This window comes from Nitratireductor sp. StC3, from assembly GCF_003015025.1.
GTDB classification, from domain to species: domain Bacteria; phylum Pseudomonadota; class Alphaproteobacteria; order Rhizobiales; family Rhizobiaceae; genus Mangrovimarina; species Mangrovimarina alexandrii.
In genome coordinates, this window is sequence record NZ_PYBP01000010.1 from 121934 (window position 1) to 140014 (window position 18081).

Consider the following 18081-nt stretch of genomic DNA (forward strand, 5'->3'; position numbering starts at 1 on the left):
ATCACGGGTAAGCATCATGCCGCCAGTCGTCCGCCTCCTTGCGAAGCGGCTGGGGACCTCCCTGATCGTCCTTGTCGGGGTCTCCATGCTGATCTTCACCATCGCCCGGGTCATCCCCGGCGATCCCGCGCGCATCGCGCTCGGCCCCAACGCCACGCCCGAGCAGGTGGAGACGCTGCGCGAGCGGCTGCACCTCGATGAGGCGCTTCCGGTCCAGTACGGCTACTTCCTGCGCGACCTGTCGCGCGGCGATCTCGGCATATCGCTTTATACCAACCGGCCGGTGACGGCCGACATCGCCCAGTTCCTGCCGGCGACGCTGGAGCTGATCCTCGTGGCCGGATTGATGATGATCCTGATCGGCCTGCCGCTCGGCGTGATCGCGGCGCGCTATCGCGGCTCGTGGGCCGACCATGCGGTGCGCATCTTCACGCTGCTCGGCGTGTCGGCGCCCAGTTTCGTCTGGGCGGTGATCCTGATGCTGATCTTCGCCTTCTACCTGCCGCTGTTTCCGATCGCCGGGCGCATCGCCGACAGTTACGCCATCGCCTCCGTCACCGGCTTCCTGACCATCGACACGCTCATCGCCGGCAATCTCGCCGCTTTCGGCAGCGCCGCCTGGCACATCGTGCTGCCGGCCTTCGCGCTGTCGCTGTCCGGGATCGGCCAGGCGGCGCGGCTGACGCGCTCCAACATGGTCGAGACCTACGACAAGCCGTTCATCGAGATGGCGCGGTCCTACGGCTTTCCCGAGCGCCGCATCGCGCGACGCTTCGCCTTCCGTCCATCGCTGATCCCCTCGCTGACGATCATCGGCCTCGATTTCGCGGCCATGCTCGGCAACGCCTTCCTGGTCGAGGCGGTGTTCGCCTGGCCGGGCCTGTCGCGCTACGGCGTCGCGGTGATCCTGCGCAAGGACCTGAACGCCATCGTCGGCACGGTTTTGATCATCTCGGCCATGTTCCTGCTGGTCAACATCATCGTCGACCTCCTGATCGCCTTCATCAATCCACGCATCCGTTATTCGCAGAGGGCGTCATGAAGCGGGCAGCCTATATCCTGGTGCGCAATCCGCTGTCGCTGACCGGCGTGATCCTGATTGCGCTGGTGGTGTTCGGCGCGCTGTTCGCCGACCTGATCGCGCCGTTCCCCGAGCATCGCGGCGCGGTGGTCGATTTCGCCAATTTCAACAAGCCGCCGGAATGGCCCTATCTGTTCGGCACCGACCTGGTCGGGCGCGACCTGTTCTCGCGCATCCTCTACGCCTACCGGATCTCGCTGCTGCTCGGCGTGGTCGTGCTGGCGATCGCGGTCCCGATCGGTGTGACGATCGGGCTGGTCGCCGGCTATGTCGGCGGCTGGGTCGAATATGTGCTGATGCGCATCACCGACGTGTTCCTGTCGATCCCGCCGCTGGTGCTGGCCATGTCGATGATGGGCCTGCTGGAGCCGACGCTGACCAACGGCATGCTGGCCGTCACGGCGATGTGGTGGCCCTGGTATACGAGGCTGGTCTACAATCTGACCCGTTCCGAGAAGGAAGAGGGCTACGTGCTGGCCGCCGAGGTGATCGGCGCCTCCAGAGCGCACATCATCTTCCGCGAGATCCTGCCCAACTGCGTGCCGTCGATCGTCACCAAGATGACGCTCGATCTGGGCTTCGTCATCCTGATCGCCTCCTCGCTGTCCTTCCTCGGCCTGGGCGTGCAGCCGCCGACGCCCGATCTCGGCTCGATGGTCGCCGACGGCGCGAAATACCTGCCCGATTCCTGGTGGCTGACGGTGTTTCCGGGGTTGGCGATCCTGGTCGCGGTGTTCGGCTTCAACCTGCTCGGCGACGCGCTGCGCGACATTCTGGGGGTCGACCAATGAGCGCGCCGACGCTGCGGATCGCCGATCTCGGCCTCGGCTTCCGGACATGGGCCGGGCCGGTCGAGGTGCTGCACGGCATCTCGCTTCACATCAACAAGGGCGAGCGCGTGGCGCTGGTCGGCGAATCCGGCTCCGGCAAATCGGTCACCGCGCGCATCGTTCTCGGCCTGCTGCAGGAGCTCAAGAGCGCCCGCATCTCCGGCACGGTCGAATTCGAGGGTCGCGATCTCGACCGCCTGTCGGCGCGCGAGCGCCACGCGTTGCGCGGCACCAGAATGTCGATGATCTTCCAGGATCCGACCTCCTCGCTCAATCCGGTCTACCGGATCGCGCCGCAGTTTCACGAGGTCTTGAAGCGCGCCGAACCGGCGATCTCCGAGGCCGCCGCCCGCGCCAGGGCCGCCGCGCTGCTTTCGGCCGTCGCCATCCCCGAGCCTGAGCGCGCGCTGGACTCCTATTCCTTCCAGCTCTCCGGCGGCATGAACCAGCGCGTGATGATCGCCATGGCGCTCGCCAACGAGCCGGCGCTCTTGATCGCCGACGAGCCGGGCACGGCGCTCGACGTCACCGTTCAGGCGCAGACGCTGGCGCTGATGCGCGACATGGTCGAACAGCACCACACCTCGGTGCTGTTCATCTCCCACAATCTGGGCGTGGTGCGCGAGTTCGCCGACCGCGTCTACGTCATCTACAAGGGCCGCATCGTCGAGCACGCCACCGCCGAGGGGCTGTTCGCCGATCCGCGCCATCCCTATACGCGCGCGCTGTTATCGGCGGTGCCGCGCATCACCGGCGGCGGCATTCCCGAGATCGAGGACGTGTCGGAGGATTATTACCAGCCGCTCGTCGTGCACGAGGGCTGCGGCGAACCGGAGGGCGCGGCATGACCGGTCTTTTGTCGTTGCGCAACGTCTCCAAGGTCTTCACCCTCGGCCAGCGCGAGATCCGCGCCGTCGACGACGTCTCGTTCGACGTCGTGGAGGGCGAGTGCCTGGCGATCGTCGGCGAGAGCGGGTCGGGCAAGTCGACCATCGCCAACATGATCCTCGGCATCTACCCGCCCTCGATGGGCACGATCGCCTGGCGCGGCGACGTGCTGCCGGCGCGGCGCGAGCTGCGCCATCGCCGCGCGATCCAGCTCGTCCAGCAGAACCCGCTCTCCTCGCTCAACCCGCGCCGGTCGGTGGGCGCGTCGCTGCGCCTGCCGCTCGACGTGCACGGCATCGGCGACCGCTCGCACCGCGCCGACAGGGTCGCGCGGCTGCTCGAGGAGGTCGGCCTGCCGGCGGACTTCATGAACCGCTCGCCCGCGGCCCTGTCGGGCGGCCAGCGCCAGCGCGTGGCGATCGCGCGGGCGCTGGCCAGCGAGTCCGACCTGGTCGTGCTCGACGAGCCGACCTCGGCGCTCGACGTGCTCGTCCAGGCGCGGGTTTTGAAGCTGCTCGCCGATCTGCGCGACAAGCGCGGGCTGACCTATGTGTTCATCACCCACGACTTGTCGGTGGTGCGCAACATCGCCGACCGCGTCGCCGTGTTCGAGAAGGGCTGCCTGCGCGAGCTGGGCACGACCGAAGCGATATTCGCCAATCCGCAGCACGCCTATACCCGCCGCCTGATCGCCGCCGTGCCGGTGGTCGCCGACGCGGAGGTGGCGTTGCGCAACCGTCTGATGGAGAACGACGATGCAGCCGCCTGACTACGCGCCATTCGTGAACGAGGCCGCGCGCGCCGACAACCAGCCGCAGGCCGCCTTCGACGCCTTGTGCGCGCTGACCGAGCAGATCGTCGGCGTGAAACTGTTCACCATCATGACGCACGACGCCAAGAACGGCGTCGCCGGGCGGATCTATTCCAACATGCCCGACGCCTATCCCGTGTCCGGCACCAAGCCGGCCAACGAGACCGACTGGTCGCGCCTGGTGATCGGCCAGAGAAAGACCTTCGTGGCCAACGACATCGACGGCATCCGCGCCGTCTTCGACGACCACGAGCTGATCCGCACGCTCGGCTGCGAAAGCGTCATCAACGTGCCGATCGAGATCGACGGCAAGGTCGCCGGCACCATCAACTGCCTGCACGAAGCCGGTTTCTACACACCCGAGCGGGTCGCCGCCGCCGAAGCGCTCAAGCTTCCCGGCATGGTCTGCCTGCTCCTGAACGAACGCCTTCAGCCCAGGGGAGCCTGACAATGGCCGCAAACACCATCCGCGTCACGACCGATGTCGGCGGAACCTTCACCGATCTGGTGTGCTTCGAGACCGACGGCACGACCGGCGAGGCCCGCATCGTCACGGCGAAGTCCGACACCACGCCGCCCGATTTCGAACAGGGCGTGCTCAACGTCATCGCCAAGGCCGGCGTCGACCCCGCCGCGATCGACTTCCTGGCGCATGGCACGACCGTGGTCATCAACGCCTTGACCGAGCGCAAGGGCGTCAAGGTCGGCCTGATCACCACCGAGGGTTTCCGCGACACGCTGGAGATCGCGCGCGGCAACCGGCCCGACTTCTTCAACCTGCACTACGAGAAGCCGAAACCCTTCGTGCCGCGCTATCTGCGCCGCGAGCTGCCCGGCCGCATCAGCTACAAGGGCGAGGAGATGAAGCCGCTCGACCTGTCCGGTCTTGCCGCGATCCTCGATGATTTCAAGGCCGACGGCGTCGAGGCGGTGGCGATCAGCTTCCTGCATTCCTACGCCAATCTGTCGCACGAGCAGGCCGCGCTCGCCGAGGTGCGCAGATTGTGGCCGGAGGTCTCGGTCGTGTCCTCGCACCAGATCACCCGCGAATGGCGCGAATACGAGCGCACCAACACCGCCGTGCTGTCGGCCTATGTCCAGCCGATCGCCGAACGCTATCTGTCGCGGCTGGCCGGCGGGCTCAAGGAAAAGGGCCTCAAGGGCAGCCCCTACATCATGCAGTCCAATTGCGGGGTCGATTCGCTGGAAAGCGTTTCCAAGATCCCGATCACCATGGTCGAATCCGGTCCGGCCTCGGGCTTCTGGGGCGCGGCCGAGCTTGGCAAGCTGATCGGCGCGCCCAACGTGCTGGCGCTCGACATCGGCGGCACGACGGCGAAGTGCTCGCTGATCGAGGACGGCCAGGTCAAGATCATGACCGATTACTGGATCGAGCGCGACCGCACCTCGGCCGGTTATCCGATCATGGTGCCGGTGGTCGATCTGGTCGAGATCGGCAATGGCGGCGGCTCGATCGCCTGGGTCGACGATTTCGGCAAGCTGCATGTCGGTCCGCAATCGGCCGGCGCGATGCCGGGCCCGGCCGCCTATGGCCGCGGCGGCGACAACGCCACCACCACCGACGCCAATCTCTGGCTCGGCCGCATCAACCGCGACTATTTCTGCGGCGGCGAGGTCACGGCCGACATGGCGGCCTCGGAAAAGGCGATCCGCGCCGTCGGCGACAAGCTCGGCGTCGACGCCGAGGAGGCGGCGCGCGGCATCATCCGCATCGCCAACAACAACATGGTCAACGCGCTCAAGCTGGTCTCCCTCAACCGCGGCCACGACCCGCGCGACTTCACCCTGGTCGCCTTCGGCGGCGGCGGCGCCATGCATGCCGTGGCGCTGGGCCAGGAGCTCGGCGTCAAGAAGGTGGTCGTGCCGGCCGGTGCCGCGGTGTTCTCGGCCTGGGGCATGATGATGTCGGACCTGCGCCGCGACTATTTCGTCACCAGGCTGGCCGACCTCAAGCCCGGCGCGGCCAAGGCGGTCGAGGCGCTGTTCGCCGAAACCGAGGCCCAGGCGCGCAAGCAGTTCACCGACGAGGGCGTGCCGGCCGAAAAGGTCAAGTTCCTGCGCTACGGCAAGTTCCGCTACCAGAACCAGGAGCACACCACCGAAGTGCTGATCGAGGAGGGCGCCATCACCGACGACCGCCTCGCCGGCATCGAGGCCGCCTTCCACGAGGCCTATGAGCGCGAATACACCTACCGCCTCGACGCGCCGGTGGAACTGGTCGGCATCCATCTGGTCGCCTCGGCCGAGGTCGGCAAGCTGACCATGACCGAGCGCCAGCCGACCGGCACGCCGTCGAGCGCGGCCCTGAAGGGGAACCGCGACGTCGACTACGCGCTGGAAGGCGTCCACACGGCCGCGATCTACGACGGCACCAAGCTGGAACCGGGCATGCGTTTCGACGGCCCGGCGATCGTGGAGGACCCCGGCACCACGGTGGTGATCCATCCCGGCAACGCGGTCGAAATCGACGGTTACGGCAATATCCACATCACTCTGTCGCAGTGAGGAGAGGCGAGATGGCGAACGCTTCCAACGACCCGATCACGCTCGAGATCATCCAGAACTCCCTGCAGGCGACGGCCGACGAGATGTTCGCGGTGATGAAAAAGACGGCGATGAGCTCGATCATCTACGAGGTGCTCGACATGGGCACCGGCATCACCGACGCCAAGGGCGCGCTCGCCTCCTCCGGCGCCGGCATTCCCGCCTTCATCGGCGTGCTCGACAAGGCGGTGAAGGTGATCGTGGAGAAATTCTCCAAGCCGGGCGATATCGAGCCCGGCGACGTCTTCGCCACCAACGACCCCTATTATGGCGGCGTCACCCATTTGAACGACATCATCGTCGCCATGCCGGTCTTCGCCGGCGGCCGCATTATCGCCTGGACGGCCAACATCGCCCATAATTCCGATGTCGGCGGCATGGCGCCGGGCTCGCTGAGCGGCGAGGCGACCGAAATCTTCCAGGAAGGGCTGCGGCTGCCGGCGATCAAGCTGATCGCCAAGGGCGAGACGATCCGCTCGGTGATGGAGATCATCAAGGTCAATTCACGCATGCCCGACGTGCTGGAAGGCGACGTGTGGGCGGCGATCGCCTCGGTGCGCATCGGCGCCAAGCGCCTGCAGGACATCGCCGAAAAATACGGCGTCGGCACGTTCGAGAACGCCATGGCCTCGTTCATGGATTTCGGCGAACAGGTCTCGCTGAAGGAGCTCGCCAACCTGCCCAAGGGCACGTTCGAACTGTCGGAGGAGCAGGACGACGGGCGCATCTTCAACGTCAAGATCACCATCGACGACGACACGTTCACCGTCGACCTGCTCGACAATCCCGACCAGTCGGACAATCCGGTTAACACCAGCCGCGACGGCGTCATGGTCGCCGCGCAGATGATCTTCAAGTCGCTGACCGACCCCTATTCGCCGGCGAACGAGGGTTCGTTCCGGCCGATCCGGCTCCTGACCCGCGAGGGCTCGGTGTTCCACGCCAAGGAGCCGGCGCCGATCGGGTTCTATTACGAGATCGAGCTGCGCGTGTACGACATCATGTGGCGCTGTCTGGCGCCGCACATGCCCGAACGCCTCGCCTCGGGCCATTTCGCCTCGGTGTGCGGCACCTTCATCGGCGGCATCCACCCCGATACCGGCCGGCAATACACCATCATCGAGCCGCAGCTCGGCGGCTGGGGCGCGAGCCGCGGGCGCGACGGCAATTCGGCGATCTTCTGCGGTTTTCACGGCGAGACCTACAATTGCCCGGCCGAGATCAACGAGGCGCGCAACGGGCTTCTGGTCGACCGCATGGAGCTCAATCTGGAGCCGGGCGGCGAAGGCAAGTTCACCGGCGGGCGCGGCATCGTGATGGACTACCGGCTGCGCGCCGACAACGGCTTTCTGACCGCCGGCTACACGCGCTCGAAGTTTCCGCCCTGGTCGCTCGACGGCGGCAAGGAGGGTTCTCCCAACTATGTCGAGGTGATCCGCAAGGACGGCGAGCGCGAAAAGTTCTCCTTCGTGTCCGGCCTGACCACCCACACCGACGACGTCATCCGGGTGGTGACCGGCAATGGCGGCGGGATCGGCGATCCGAAGGAGCGCGACCGCGAGGCGGTGGCGCGCGACATCAAGAACGGCCTGATCACGCCGGAACGGGCGAAGGAAATTTACGGTTACGCCGGCTGAGCGCCGGTCCTTGGGAAGGAGGATGAAATGACCCAATCACCGCTGAAGATCATGTATCTCAATCCGCTGGCGAGCAGCGCGGCCTATGACGACATTTTCGCCGACATGGCCCGCGACCACAAATTGCCGGGCACCGAGGTGCACGTGACCTCGCTGCCGGAGGCCGCGGGCGGCTTCACCCATATCGAGTACCGTTCCTACGAGGCGATGGTCACCCGCGGCATCATCCGCGCGGCGCGCCAGGCCGCCAGGGAAGGGTTCGACGCGTTCGCGATCGGCTGCTTCTACGATACCGCGCTCCACGACGCGCGCGAGATTTCCGGCGACATGATCGTCACCGCGCCGTGCCAGTCGTCATGCGAAATCGCCTCGACCATTTCCAACCGGTTCGGCGTCATCGTCGGGCGTCGCAAATGGGTCCACCAGATGCAGTCGACCGTGCACGATCTCGGCCACGCGCACCGGCTGTCGGGCTTTTATCATGTCGAGCTCGGCGTCACCGAGTTCCAGGCCGACCATGCCGAGACCGGCCGCCGGCTGATCGAGGCCGGCCGCAAGGCGGTGGAGGAGGATTTCGCCGAAGCGCTGATCCTCGGCTGCACGATGGAGGTCGGCTTTTATCGCGAAGTCGAAAGAAAGCTCGGCGTGCCGGTGATTGATCCGTCGATCGCCGCGCTCAAGCGGGCCGAATACGCCGCCGTCCTCAAGCGCCAATGCGGCTGGATCCCGTCGCGCAAATGGTCGTGCGAGGCGCCGCCCGAGGAGGAGATCGCCCGTTTCGGCGGCTTCGACGACGGCGAGATCTTCGGCAACCGCGTCGTGGTGCCGGCCGAGGAGGCAGGCCCGGCCCGCCGCGCCGCCTGACATTGAACCGGCCGGCACGCGCTGCAGACGCGGGCCGGCCCATCCTGGCGGCGATCGGCCGCCGAGACAGCATTTTTTCGTTCGAGGACCCCATGACCGAGCCTTCTTCCAACCAGACCGCCGACCGTCTCGCCCGCCTGCGCGAGGCGATGAAAGCCGAAGCGGCCGACCTCGTCGCCATCGCGCCCGGCTCGCACATGGACTGGCTGGTCGGCTTCCATCCGCACCCGGACGAGCGCCCCTGCCTGCTTTTGGTGGGCGCTGAAAAGGAGGCGTTCCTGATGCCGGCGCTCAATGCCGAAGGCACCCGCGAGCACACCGACATCGCCTTTCACACCTGGTCGGACGACCTGGGCCCGAAGGCCGCGCTTGGCGAAGCTCTTGCCGCGATCGGCGCCGAGGGAGCGAAAACCGTTGTGCTCGACGAAACCATGCGGGCCGATTTCGCGCTGCTCGTGCTCGACGCCCTGCCGGGCGCGACCCACGCCTTTACCGACCGCACGCTCGGCCGGCTGCGCATGGTCAAGGACGAAGGCGAAATCGCCAAGCTGAAGATGAACGCCGAAATCGCCGACCGCGCCATGCAAAAGGCGTTCGCCGCGATCCGGCCGGGCATGGCCGAAAAGGACCTCGCACAGGCGGTCAAGGACCATTTCGCCGCCGAGGGCGCCGTGCCGTCGTTCTGGATTGTTGGCGGCGGACAAAACGGCGCCTTTCCCCATCACCAGTCGGGCGACAGACCGCTTGCCGAGGGCGATGCGATCGTCATCGACATCGGCGCGCGCAAGGCGGGCTTTCCGAGCGACATCACCCGCATGGCCGCAGTCGGCCGTCCGCCCGAAGGCTACGGCCAGATCCACACCATCGTGGAAAAGGCGGTCCAGGCGGCGATGAAGGCCGCGCGTCCGGGCGTGAAGGCGAGCGCGGTCGACGCGGCCGCTCGCACGGTGATCGCCGATGCCGGCTACGGCGAGTATTTCGTGCATCGCACCGGCCACGGCATGGGCATTGACGGGCACGAGCCGCCCTACATCACCGCCACCGCCGACACCGTGCTGGAGGAGGGCATGGTGTTTTCCATCGAGCCCGGCATCTACCTGCCCGGCCGCTTCGGCATCCGCCTGGAGGAAATCGTCGTGCTGCGCGCCGACGGTCCGGAAATCCTCTCCGGCCTGCCGCGCGACCTGCATGTCGCGAAGGCTTGAGGAGAACGCGCAAAGCCGCCGGTTTTGCGCTCGATCCCGACAAACGACACAGTGCCGTCACCGAAAAATCAAAGGGCCGCGAGGGTGCGGCAGCGGGAGGAAACGACATGCCGAGAGAATGGGTGATCGACGCCTATGACGGGTACGAGGGCCTGCGCCTGGCGGCGTGCGAAAAGGGCGAGCCCGGACCGACCGAGATCAGGATGCACATCGAGGCCTTTGCCCTCAACTGGGGCGACATGGACCTGATGAAGGACAATTATTCCTTCAGCTTCGAAAGCTTTCCCGCGCGGATCGGTATGGAAGCCGCCGGGATCGTCGAAGCGGTGGGACAGGACGTGACCGGAATTGCCGTCGGCGCGCGCTACTGCACGCTGCCCTATTTCTACTACAATCGCGGCGCCAGCGCCGACACGCTGGTCATCGACCAGAAATATGTGACGCCGGCGCCCGAGGGCATGAGTGCCGTCGAGGCGGCATCGATCTGGATGCAGTACATGACCGCCTACTACCCGGTCGTCGAACTCGCTGGTGCGAAGAAGGGGGTGAACATTCTGGTTCCCGCGGGCACGAGCACCGCCGGGACCGCCGCTCTGCAAATCGGGCGTCTGTGCGGTGCGACCATGATCGCGACCACGCGTTCGGAACGAAATCGGGACTATCTGATGCAGTCCGGCGCCGACCACGTCTATGTCGACGGCAGCGGCGATCTGGCCGATTTTCTGATGGAGGCGACCCGAGGCGCGGGCATAGATGCCTCGTTCGATCCGGTCGGCGGCGATTTCGTCCTGCGCTACGGCCCGGCAATGGCGCGCGGCGCCAAGCTGATGCTCTACGGACTATTGACCGCGGAACTTCCCAAAATCCCTTATGTCGACATGTGGCAGAAGAATGCCTGGCTGCACATGTATTCGCTGTTCAACTACGTCGAGGACCAGGACGCGCAGGATCGCGGAACGGCCTTCGTCTACAAGGCTTTGACCGATGGGAAGCTGACGCCCAACGTCGACCGGGTCTTCCCGATGGACGCCTATGTCGACGCATGGCGGTATCTTTCCGGGCCGCGCGCAAACTACGGTAAGGTCGTCGTCGATACCGGCAGATGAACCAAATGCCCGACCGGGCGGATTGCTTCTTGGAGCCGGGGACGATCCCCGGGCCTCCGCCGCCCGGTTCATCCGGGAGGTGTTGCGAGAGCACCATGCCTTTAGGATTTGAGGACAATGACGAAACCTGCTGACCCGTTTACGATATCCGTCATCCAGGCGAGCCTGGTTTCGGCGGCCGACGAGATGTTCGCGGTCCTGAAAAAGACCGCGATGAGCCCGATCATCTACGAGGTGCTCGATGTCGGAACCGGCATCACTGATGCCAGGGGCGAACTGGTTTCGTCCGGCGCCGGCATCCCGACCTTCGTCGGCGTGCTCGACAAGGCGGTCAAGCGCATCGTCGAGCTGCACGGGATCGAGGCGATCCGCGACGGCGACTGCTACGTCACCAACGATCCCTATTATGGCGGCGTCACCCATCTCAACGACGTCGTCATCGCGCTGCCGGTCTTCGCGCATGGCGAGCTGGTCGCCTGGACTGCCTCGATCGCGCACTGGAACGATCTCGGCGGCATGACGCCGGGCTCGATGGCGGTCGACGTGTCGGAAATCTTCCAGGAGGGGCTGCGCCTGCCGGCCGTGAAACTGTTCGAGAACGGCCAGCCGTTGCGGTCGGTGTTCGACATCATCGCCGCCAATTCGCGCCTGCCGGATTTCGTCAACGGCGATCTGTGGGCCCAGGTGGCGGCCAGCCGCAAGGCCGAGACCCGTGTGCGCCAGCTCGTCGAAAGCTACGGGCTCGCCGCCTATCGCGCCGCGCTTGCCGATCTGTTCGTGGAGGGCGAGCGGCGCGGCCTGGCCGGTCTCGCCAGCCTGCCGGAAGGCACGTTCACGGTCGAGGAGGAACAGGACGACGGCGCTCTGTGGCAGGCCGCGATCACGGTGACGAAGGACCGCTTCGTCGTCGACCTGAGCGGCAATCCGCAACAGCGCGCCGCGCCCTACAACACCAGCCGCGACGGCGCCGTGATCTCGGCCCAGATGATCTTCAAGGCGCTGACCGATCCGACCTTGTTCGCCAATGCCGGCTCGTTCCGCGCCCTGGAGGTGATCACCGAGCCGGGCACGATCTTCCACGCCACCGGCACCGCGCCGCACGGCTATTATTTCGAGACCCGCATCCGGCTCTACGACATGCTGTGGCGCTGCATGGCCCGGGCGATGCCGGAGCGCCTGCCGGCGGGGCATTTCGCCTCGATCTGCGGCACGGTGATCGCCGGCGATCATCCCGACAGCGGCCGCCGCTTCACCATGGTCGAACCGCAAATGGGCGGCTGGGGCGCGACCGCGACGCGCGACGGGCTCGACGCGATGTATTCGGCCAGTCACGGCGAGACGTTCAACTGCCCGGTCGAGATCTGCGAGGCGCGCTACGGCCTCGACGTCGGCTACAAGCGGTTGCGCGACAGCGGCGAGGGCAAGGGCCTGCATGCCGGCGGCCGGGGCATGGAAACCAGCTACAGGCTGCGCGCGCCGGCGATCATGTCGGCCGGATACAGCCGCGCCCGCCAGCCGGTGTGGGGCGCCAATGGCGGCGCGGACGGCGGCGTCAACGGCCTTGCCGTGCGCCATCCAGACGGCAGCCGTCAGGACTACACCTTCGCCAGCGGCGTGAGGCTGCAGCCCGGCGACGAGGTTCTGGTCGGCACCGCCAATGGCGGCGGCTGGGGCCGGACGCCGGCCTGACAAAAGGACCGGCCCCGGCAAATCAGCGCCATGGCCTGTCAGGAGGGCGGGCGGGGGGCGCATTGCGGGCCTGACATTTGCGCCGTCTTCGGGTATCGCAGGCGCATGCAGCCGATCATTTCCGTCTCGAATCTCTCCAAGACCTACGATTCCGGTTTCCAGGCGCTGAAAGGCGTCGACCTGGAGGTCCGCAAGGGCGAGATTTTCGCCCTGCTCGGCCCCAACGGCGCCGGCAAGACCACGCTGATCTCCATCATCTGCGGCCTGGTCAACCGCTCCGGCGGCGCCGTGGCGGTGGACGGGCACGACATCCTTACCGACTACCGCGCCGCGCGCGCGCTGATCGGTCTCGTGCCGCAGGAACTGACCACCGACGCGTTCGAGACCGTGTGGGCGACGGTGTCGTTCACGCGCGGCCTGTTCGGCAAGCCCGCCGATCCGGCCCATATCGAAAAGGTACTGCGCACGCTTTCCCTGTGGGACAAGCGCGACGACAAGATCGTGGCTTTGTCGGGCGGCATGAAGCGCCGGCTTTTGATCGCCAAGGCGCTGTCGCACGAGCCGCGCATTTTGTTTCTCGACGAGCCGACGGCCGGCGTCGACGTCGAGCTGCGGCGCGACATGTGGGAGATGGTTCGCGGGCTGAAGAGCTCCGGCGTGACCATCATCCTGACCACGCATTATATCGAGGAAGCCGAGGAGATGGCCGACCGCGTCGGCGTGATCAGCGAAGGCCGCATCATCCTGGTCGAGGAAAAGGCCGAACTGATGCGCAAGCTCGGCCGCAAGCAGCTCACCCTGCAGCTCAAGGAGCCGCTCGGCGCGCTGCCGCAAAGCCTCGCCGAGTATGAGCTGAGCCTGTCCGAGGACGGTCTGGCGCTGACCTACGACTACGACACGCGCGCCGACCGCACCGGCATCACCCGCCTGCTCAGGGCGCTGGACGGCGCCGGCATCCGCTTTACCGATCTCGACACGCGCCAAAGCACACTCGAGGAAATCTTCGTCGACCTGGTGAGGAACGACCGATGAACCATCGCGCGATCTGGGCGATCTACCGGCAGGAAATGGCGCGCGCCTTCCGCACCGTGCTGCAAAGCATCGTGTCGCCGGTGATCTCGACCTCGCTCTATTTCGTCGTCTTCGGCGCGGCGATCGGCTCGCGCATCCAGGAGATCGGCGGCGTCAGCTACGGCGCCTTCATCGTGCCGGGCCTGATCATGCTGTCCTTGTTGACGCACAGCATCTCCAACGCCTCCTTCGGCATCTATTTCCCAAAGTTCACCGGCACGATCTACGAGATCCTGTCGGCGCCGGTCTCGCATCTGGAGATCGTCGTGGCCTATGTCGGGGCGGCCGCCACCAAATCGATGATCCTGGGCGCCATCATCCTGGCGACCGCGACGCTGTTCGTGCCGCTGCGCATCGAGCATCCGCTGGTGATGGTGCTGTTTCTGGTGCTGACGGCCTGCACTTTTTCGCTGTTCGGCTTCATCATCGGCATCTGGGCCGACGGTTTCGAGAAGCTGCAGCTCGTGCCGCTTTTGATCATCACCCCGCTCACCTTCCTCGGCGGATCGTTCTATTCGATCGACATGCTGCCGCCGTTCTGGCGCTCCGTCACCCTGTTCAACCCGGTCTTGTATCTGGTCAGCGGTTTCCGCTGGAGCTTTTACGGCCACGCCGATGTCGGGGTCTGGGTCAGCCTGACGATGACGCTGGTCTTCCTGGCCGTGTGCCTGGGGATCGTGTCCTGGATCTTCCGCACCGGCTACCGGCTGAAAAGCTGACGCGCGCACGGCGGCTGCAGCCGGCGCTAACTTTCCCGAAAGGTTCTCGCCCGCAAGCTCGACCTATCGATCGCAGGCGATTCGCGATTCTAGGCCGAGGCCGGGCAGGGACGGCAGATGGCGGACCGACAGGTCCGACAGCCGCCCGCGATCCCGGCCGGCGTGTGTGAGGGGAGACTTTGGGGTGAAGGCAGATCACGATTCACAAGGAGACGGCGCGCACAGCGCCCGGGTCGTTGCATTTCCGCTGTGGCGGCGGGCCGACGCGGTGGCGCGCGCCGCAAGGGCGCTGGCCGCGCTCGGCGATCTCGACGCGCGCGACGATTACCGCCACCGGCTCGCGGCGCGGTTTTTCGCCGAGCTCGACGCGCTCGGCCTGAGCGAGGCCGACCAGGACGAGGAGGTCGGCGCGTTCTTCTACGAGGTCGAGTTCGCGCTCGAGGATCTGTTCGGCGAAGCGCTGAAGGACGTCACCACCGGCATGGTCTGACCGGCCGCCGCGCCTCGGCGCGCGCCGATCTCGCGGTCGCGGCGCGGTCATCGGCCGAATCATATTTCGACAGTCATGGGCAGGGCCGGCGCGGCTTCCACGAAGGCGCGCCGGCCCTGTCGGCGTTAACGATCGGCCCGACCGCGCATTAACTGCCGCGGGCACATGTTTGCGTGAGTTTTGCGGGAAATAACGAGAATCCGGAGATTCTTCCGCGAATGGGGCGGAAAACCGCATGGGCGGCGCACGATATCGGCAATGCAGGCCGGCCGGCCACGCGAGTGTTAACCAGTTTACCGTTTGTTAAGCATGATCGTTCACAAAGGTTAAGACGCGGCGAGACGGCTGTCCGGCGGAGGCCGGTGGCGGGCCGCAAAGAGACAAATCGGCAGCCTGCGACGCCGCGGGCGAGACAAAAGGGGCCTAGCGTGTCCAGCATTCTGACCAACGCCTCCGCGATGACCGCGCTGAAGAGCCTGCAGGCGACCAACAAGGCGCTGTCGACGACGCAGGCGCGCATCTCCACCGGTTACCGTGTCGCCGAGGCCAGCGACAACGCGGCCTACTGGTCGATCGCCACCACGATGCGCTCCGACAGCAAGGCGTTGTTGACCGTGCAGGACGCGCTCGGTCTCGGCGCGGCCAAGATCGACATCGCCTATACCGGCATCAACAACACCATCGACGTGGTCGACGAGATCAAGGCCAAGCTGGTGGCGGCCCGCGAGCCGGGCGTCGACCGTTCCAAGATCCAGGCCGAGATCACCGCCCTGCAGGGCCAGCTCGTCAGCAATGCCGCCGCCTCGTCCTTCTCCGGCGAGAACTGGTTGTCGGTGGATTCGGATTCGCCCGGCTACAACTCGGCCAAGTCGATCGTGGCCTCGTTCACCCGCGCCTCCGACGGCACGGTGTCGGTGTCCACCATCACCATCAACACCGACAGCGTGAAACTGTTCGATGCCGGGGCCAACACCGTGACCGGCGGCGTCGGCCTTCTCGACGGCGTCTATGACGAAACCACCGGCGCCCTGCACGCCGACCAGACCACCGCCGCGGGCGTCTTCACCGTCGCCACGCTCGACATTGCGGGCCTGACCAACAACGCGGCCGACCTGACCAGGCTCGACAATTTCATCAAGGGCGTGGACGACGCCATCAGCCGCATGACCAAGGCCGCCTCCGATCTCGGCGCGTCCAAGAAGCGGGTCGATCTGCAGGTCTCCTTCGTCAACAGCCTGATGGACGCGATCGAACGCGGCGTCGGCGCGCTGGTCGACGCGGACATGAACAAGGAATCGACCCGCCTGCAGGCGCTGCAGGTCCAGCAGCAGCTCGGTATCCAGGGCCTGTCGATCGCCAATTCCTCGGTCCAGGGCATCCTGTCGCTGTTCCAGGGCTGATGACGCCGGGCCCCTAAACCTATAAAGGCGAGGCCAGGAGGAGACGCTGGCGCACCGCAGCCTGCCGCGAGGCGGAGCGGCGCATCAACGGCCACATCGCGGCACGCAACGAGGGCACAGGGACACTGAATTGAACCGAGCTGCCGTGCCTCCGACAGGCGGAATCGTGCCCGGTGACTATGTGCTCACCGAGGCGGATTTTTGCCATATCGCCTCGATCCTTCACGATCACGCCGGCATCCACCTGCCGCAGGCGAAGGCCGCGCTCGTCTATGCACGTCTGGCCAAGCGCCTGCGGGCGCTCGGGCTCGAGAATTTTCGCGACTATTGCGCGCTGGTGGCCGGCAGCGACGGTCTCGGCGAGCGTCAGAAAATGGTCGCGGCGCTGACGGGCGACGGCACCAAATTCTACCGCGAGGCCGATCATTTCGACCATCTGAGAACGCGCGTGCTTCCCGCTCTTGCGGCACGCGCGCGACAAGGCCAGCCCATCCGGATCTGGTCGGCTGGATGCGCGGGCGGCGAGGAACCCTACACGATCGCGCTGGTCTTGCTGTCGGCGATGCCCGACGCGGCCCGCCACGATGTGCGGCTTTTGGCGACCGACATCGACCCCCAGATGGTCCAGCAGGGAAGGGCCGCCATCTATTCCGAGGCAGCGCTTGCCGACGTTCCGGCGGATTTGCGGACAAAGTGGTTTTCCGAGCGTGCCGGCGCCGGCGAACCGCGCTGGCAGGCGCACGAGAGCCTGCGCGACCTGATCGCGTTCCGCGAACTGAACCTGTTTGCCCGGTGGCCGATGAAAAAGCGTTTCGACGCGATTTTCTGCCGCAACGTCGCCATCTATGTCGACGCCGCCAAGCAGGCCGAGCTTTGGATGCGCTTTTCCGCGGCCCTGAAGCCGTCCGGCGTGCTTTATGTCGGACAGGGGGAATGCGTGTCGGGCCCGGCGGCAAGACATTTCGCCGCCGACGGACCCGCAACCTGGCGTCGCCTGCCCGGCTGAGGAACGGTCGAGCCGGCCTCGGTTTTCCGCCACGGCGCCCGCTCCCATTTCGCGGACTTCAGCGGCGCTCGAGCGGCCGCGCAAGCGCCGTTGCCCGGCTTGCCACATCAGCCAGGTCCGGCCGCATGCGCCGTATCAATCGGCGATCTCGGCCAGTTCCCGTTCGTGCAGCCATTCGGCATGGCGCGGCGCCCGCTTGGTGCGCGACCATTCCTCCAGCATGTCCCATTTGACGGCATCGAGACGTTTCATCAGCGCCTCTTCCTGCGGATCGGGGCAGGCGAGCTCGACCCGATGGCCGTTCGGGTCGAAGAAATAGATCGAGTGGAAGATCGAATGGTCGGTGACGCCGAGCACGTCGATGCCGTTGGCCTCGAGCCGCTCCTTGAAGGCCAGCAGCGTGTCGCGGTCGGCGACCTTGAAGGCGATGTGCTGGACCCAGGGCGGCGTGTTCTGGTCGCGCCCCATCTCCGGCTTGGTGGGCAGTTCGAAAAAGGCCAGAACATTGCCGTTGCCGGCATCCAGGAACACATGCATGTAGGGATCCGGCTCGTGGGTCGAGGGCACGTGATCCTCGGCGATCGCCAGCACGAAATCCATGTTGAGATTGTTCACATACCACTCGACCGTCTGCTTGGCGTCCTTGCAGCGATAGGCGACGTGGTGAATTTTCTCGATCTTCATCGGCGGGTCCTCCATTAATTTGGTTGCACTTGTAA

17 protein-coding genes are annotated in these 18081 nt (G+C 66.1%); 16 read left to right on the forward strand and 1 reads right to left on the reverse strand.

Annotated elements, in window-relative coordinates; all coding sequences use genetic code 11:
- Positions 1-16: 16 nt before the first annotated feature.
- The 16 genes from C7T96_RS18900 to C7T96_RS18975 all read left to right on the forward strand — a co-directional run bounded on the left by C7T96_RS18900 (position 17) and on the right by C7T96_RS18975 (position 17362).
- Positions 17-1042: an ABC transporter permease gene (locus C7T96_RS18900; RefSeq protein WP_106572814.1), complete on the forward strand. Its 1026-nt coding sequence runs from the start codon at positions 17-19 to the stop codon at positions 1040-1042.
- The gene (locus tag C7T96_RS18905; protein ID WP_106572815.1) at positions 1039-1872 is read left to right on the forward strand and encodes an ABC transporter permease; all 834 of its coding nucleotides are present in this window, start codon (positions 1039-1041) and stop codon (positions 1870-1872) included. Before C7T96_RS18900 ends, C7T96_RS18905 begins: the two co-directional genes overlap by 4 nt.
- Positions 1869-2759, forward strand: coding sequence for an ABC transporter ATP-binding protein (locus C7T96_RS18910; protein WP_106572816.1), 891 nt, complete (start codon positions 1869-1871; stop codon positions 2757-2759). The genes C7T96_RS18905 and C7T96_RS18910 overlap by 4 nt, the downstream gene beginning before the upstream one ends.
- Positions 2756-3568: an ATP-binding cassette domain-containing protein gene (locus C7T96_RS18915; protein WP_106572817.1), complete on the forward strand. Its 813-nt coding sequence runs from the start codon at positions 2756-2758 to the stop codon at positions 3566-3568. The genes C7T96_RS18910 and C7T96_RS18915 overlap by 4 nt, the downstream gene beginning before the upstream one ends.
- Positions 3555-4058 (forward strand): GAF domain-containing protein, encoded by a 504-nt coding sequence (locus C7T96_RS18920; RefSeq protein WP_106572818.1) that lies wholly within the window; start codon positions 3555-3557, stop codon positions 4056-4058. Before C7T96_RS18915 ends, C7T96_RS18920 begins: the two co-directional genes overlap by 14 nt.
- A 2-nt stretch (positions 4059-4060) precedes the next feature.
- On the forward strand, positions 4061-6136 hold the full coding sequence (locus tag C7T96_RS18925; protein WP_106572819.1) for a hydantoinase/oxoprolinase family protein: 2076 nt from the start codon (positions 4061-4063) through the stop codon (positions 6134-6136).
- A gap of 11 nt (positions 6137-6147) precedes the next feature.
- The gene (locus C7T96_RS18930; RefSeq protein ID WP_106572820.1) at positions 6148-7812 is read left to right on the forward strand and encodes a hydantoinase B/oxoprolinase family protein; all 1665 of its coding nucleotides are present in this window, start codon (positions 6148-6150) and stop codon (positions 7810-7812) included.
- 27 nt (positions 7813-7839) lie between these two features.
- On the forward strand, positions 7840-8676 hold the full coding sequence (locus C7T96_RS18935) for an aspartate/glutamate racemase family protein (protein WP_106572821.1): 837 nt from the start codon (positions 7840-7842) through the stop codon (positions 8674-8676).
- 92 nt (positions 8677-8768) lie between these two features.
- Positions 8769-9881, forward strand: a complete 1113-nt coding sequence (locus C7T96_RS18940) for a Xaa-Pro peptidase family protein (RefSeq protein ID WP_106572889.1) — start codon at positions 8769-8771, stop codon at positions 9879-9881.
- 107 nt (positions 9882-9988) lie between these two features.
- Positions 9989-10987 carry a zinc-binding dehydrogenase gene (locus tag C7T96_RS18945; protein WP_106572822.1) on the forward strand — a complete coding sequence of 333 codons (999 nt, stop codon included), beginning with the start codon at positions 9989-9991 and terminating at the stop codon, positions 10985-10987.
- A gap of 117 nt (positions 10988-11104) precedes the next feature.
- The gene (locus C7T96_RS18950; protein WP_106572823.1) at positions 11105-12676 is read left to right on the forward strand and encodes a hydantoinase B/oxoprolinase family protein; all 1572 of its coding nucleotides are present in this window, start codon (positions 11105-11107) and stop codon (positions 12674-12676) included.
- A gap of 105 nt (positions 12677-12781) precedes the next feature.
- Positions 12782-13708, forward strand: coding sequence for an ABC transporter ATP-binding protein (locus C7T96_RS18955; protein ID WP_106572824.1), 927 nt, complete (start codon positions 12782-12784; stop codon positions 13706-13708).
- On the forward strand, positions 13705-14466 hold the full coding sequence (locus C7T96_RS18960) for an ABC transporter permease (protein ID WP_106572825.1): 762 nt from the start codon (positions 13705-13707) through the stop codon (positions 14464-14466). Before C7T96_RS18955 ends, C7T96_RS18960 begins: the two co-directional genes overlap by 4 nt.
- Positions 14467-14650: 184 nt before the next feature.
- Positions 14651-14956, forward strand: a complete 306-nt coding sequence (locus tag C7T96_RS18965; RefSeq protein ID WP_106572826.1) for a DUF6074 family protein — start codon at positions 14651-14653, stop codon at positions 14954-14956.
- 428 nt (positions 14957-15384) lie between these two features.
- The gene (locus C7T96_RS18970) at positions 15385-16356 is read left to right on the forward strand and encodes a flagellin (RefSeq protein ID WP_199190517.1); all 972 of its coding nucleotides are present in this window, start codon (positions 15385-15387) and stop codon (positions 16354-16356) included.
- A 166-nt stretch (positions 16357-16522) separates the two neighbouring features.
- Positions 16523-17362: a protein-glutamate O-methyltransferase gene (locus tag C7T96_RS18975; protein ID WP_245414178.1), complete on the forward strand. Its 840-nt coding sequence runs from the start codon at positions 16523-16525 to the stop codon at positions 17360-17362.
- 135 nt (positions 17363-17497) lie between these two features.
- Here the strand turns inward: C7T96_RS18975 and C7T96_RS18980 are convergent, their stop codons facing one another.
- On the reverse strand, positions 17498-18046 hold the full coding sequence (locus C7T96_RS18980; protein ID WP_106572890.1) for a VOC family protein: 549 nt from the start codon (positions 18044-18046) through the stop codon (positions 17498-17500).
- Positions 18047-18081: the final 35 nt, after the last annotated feature.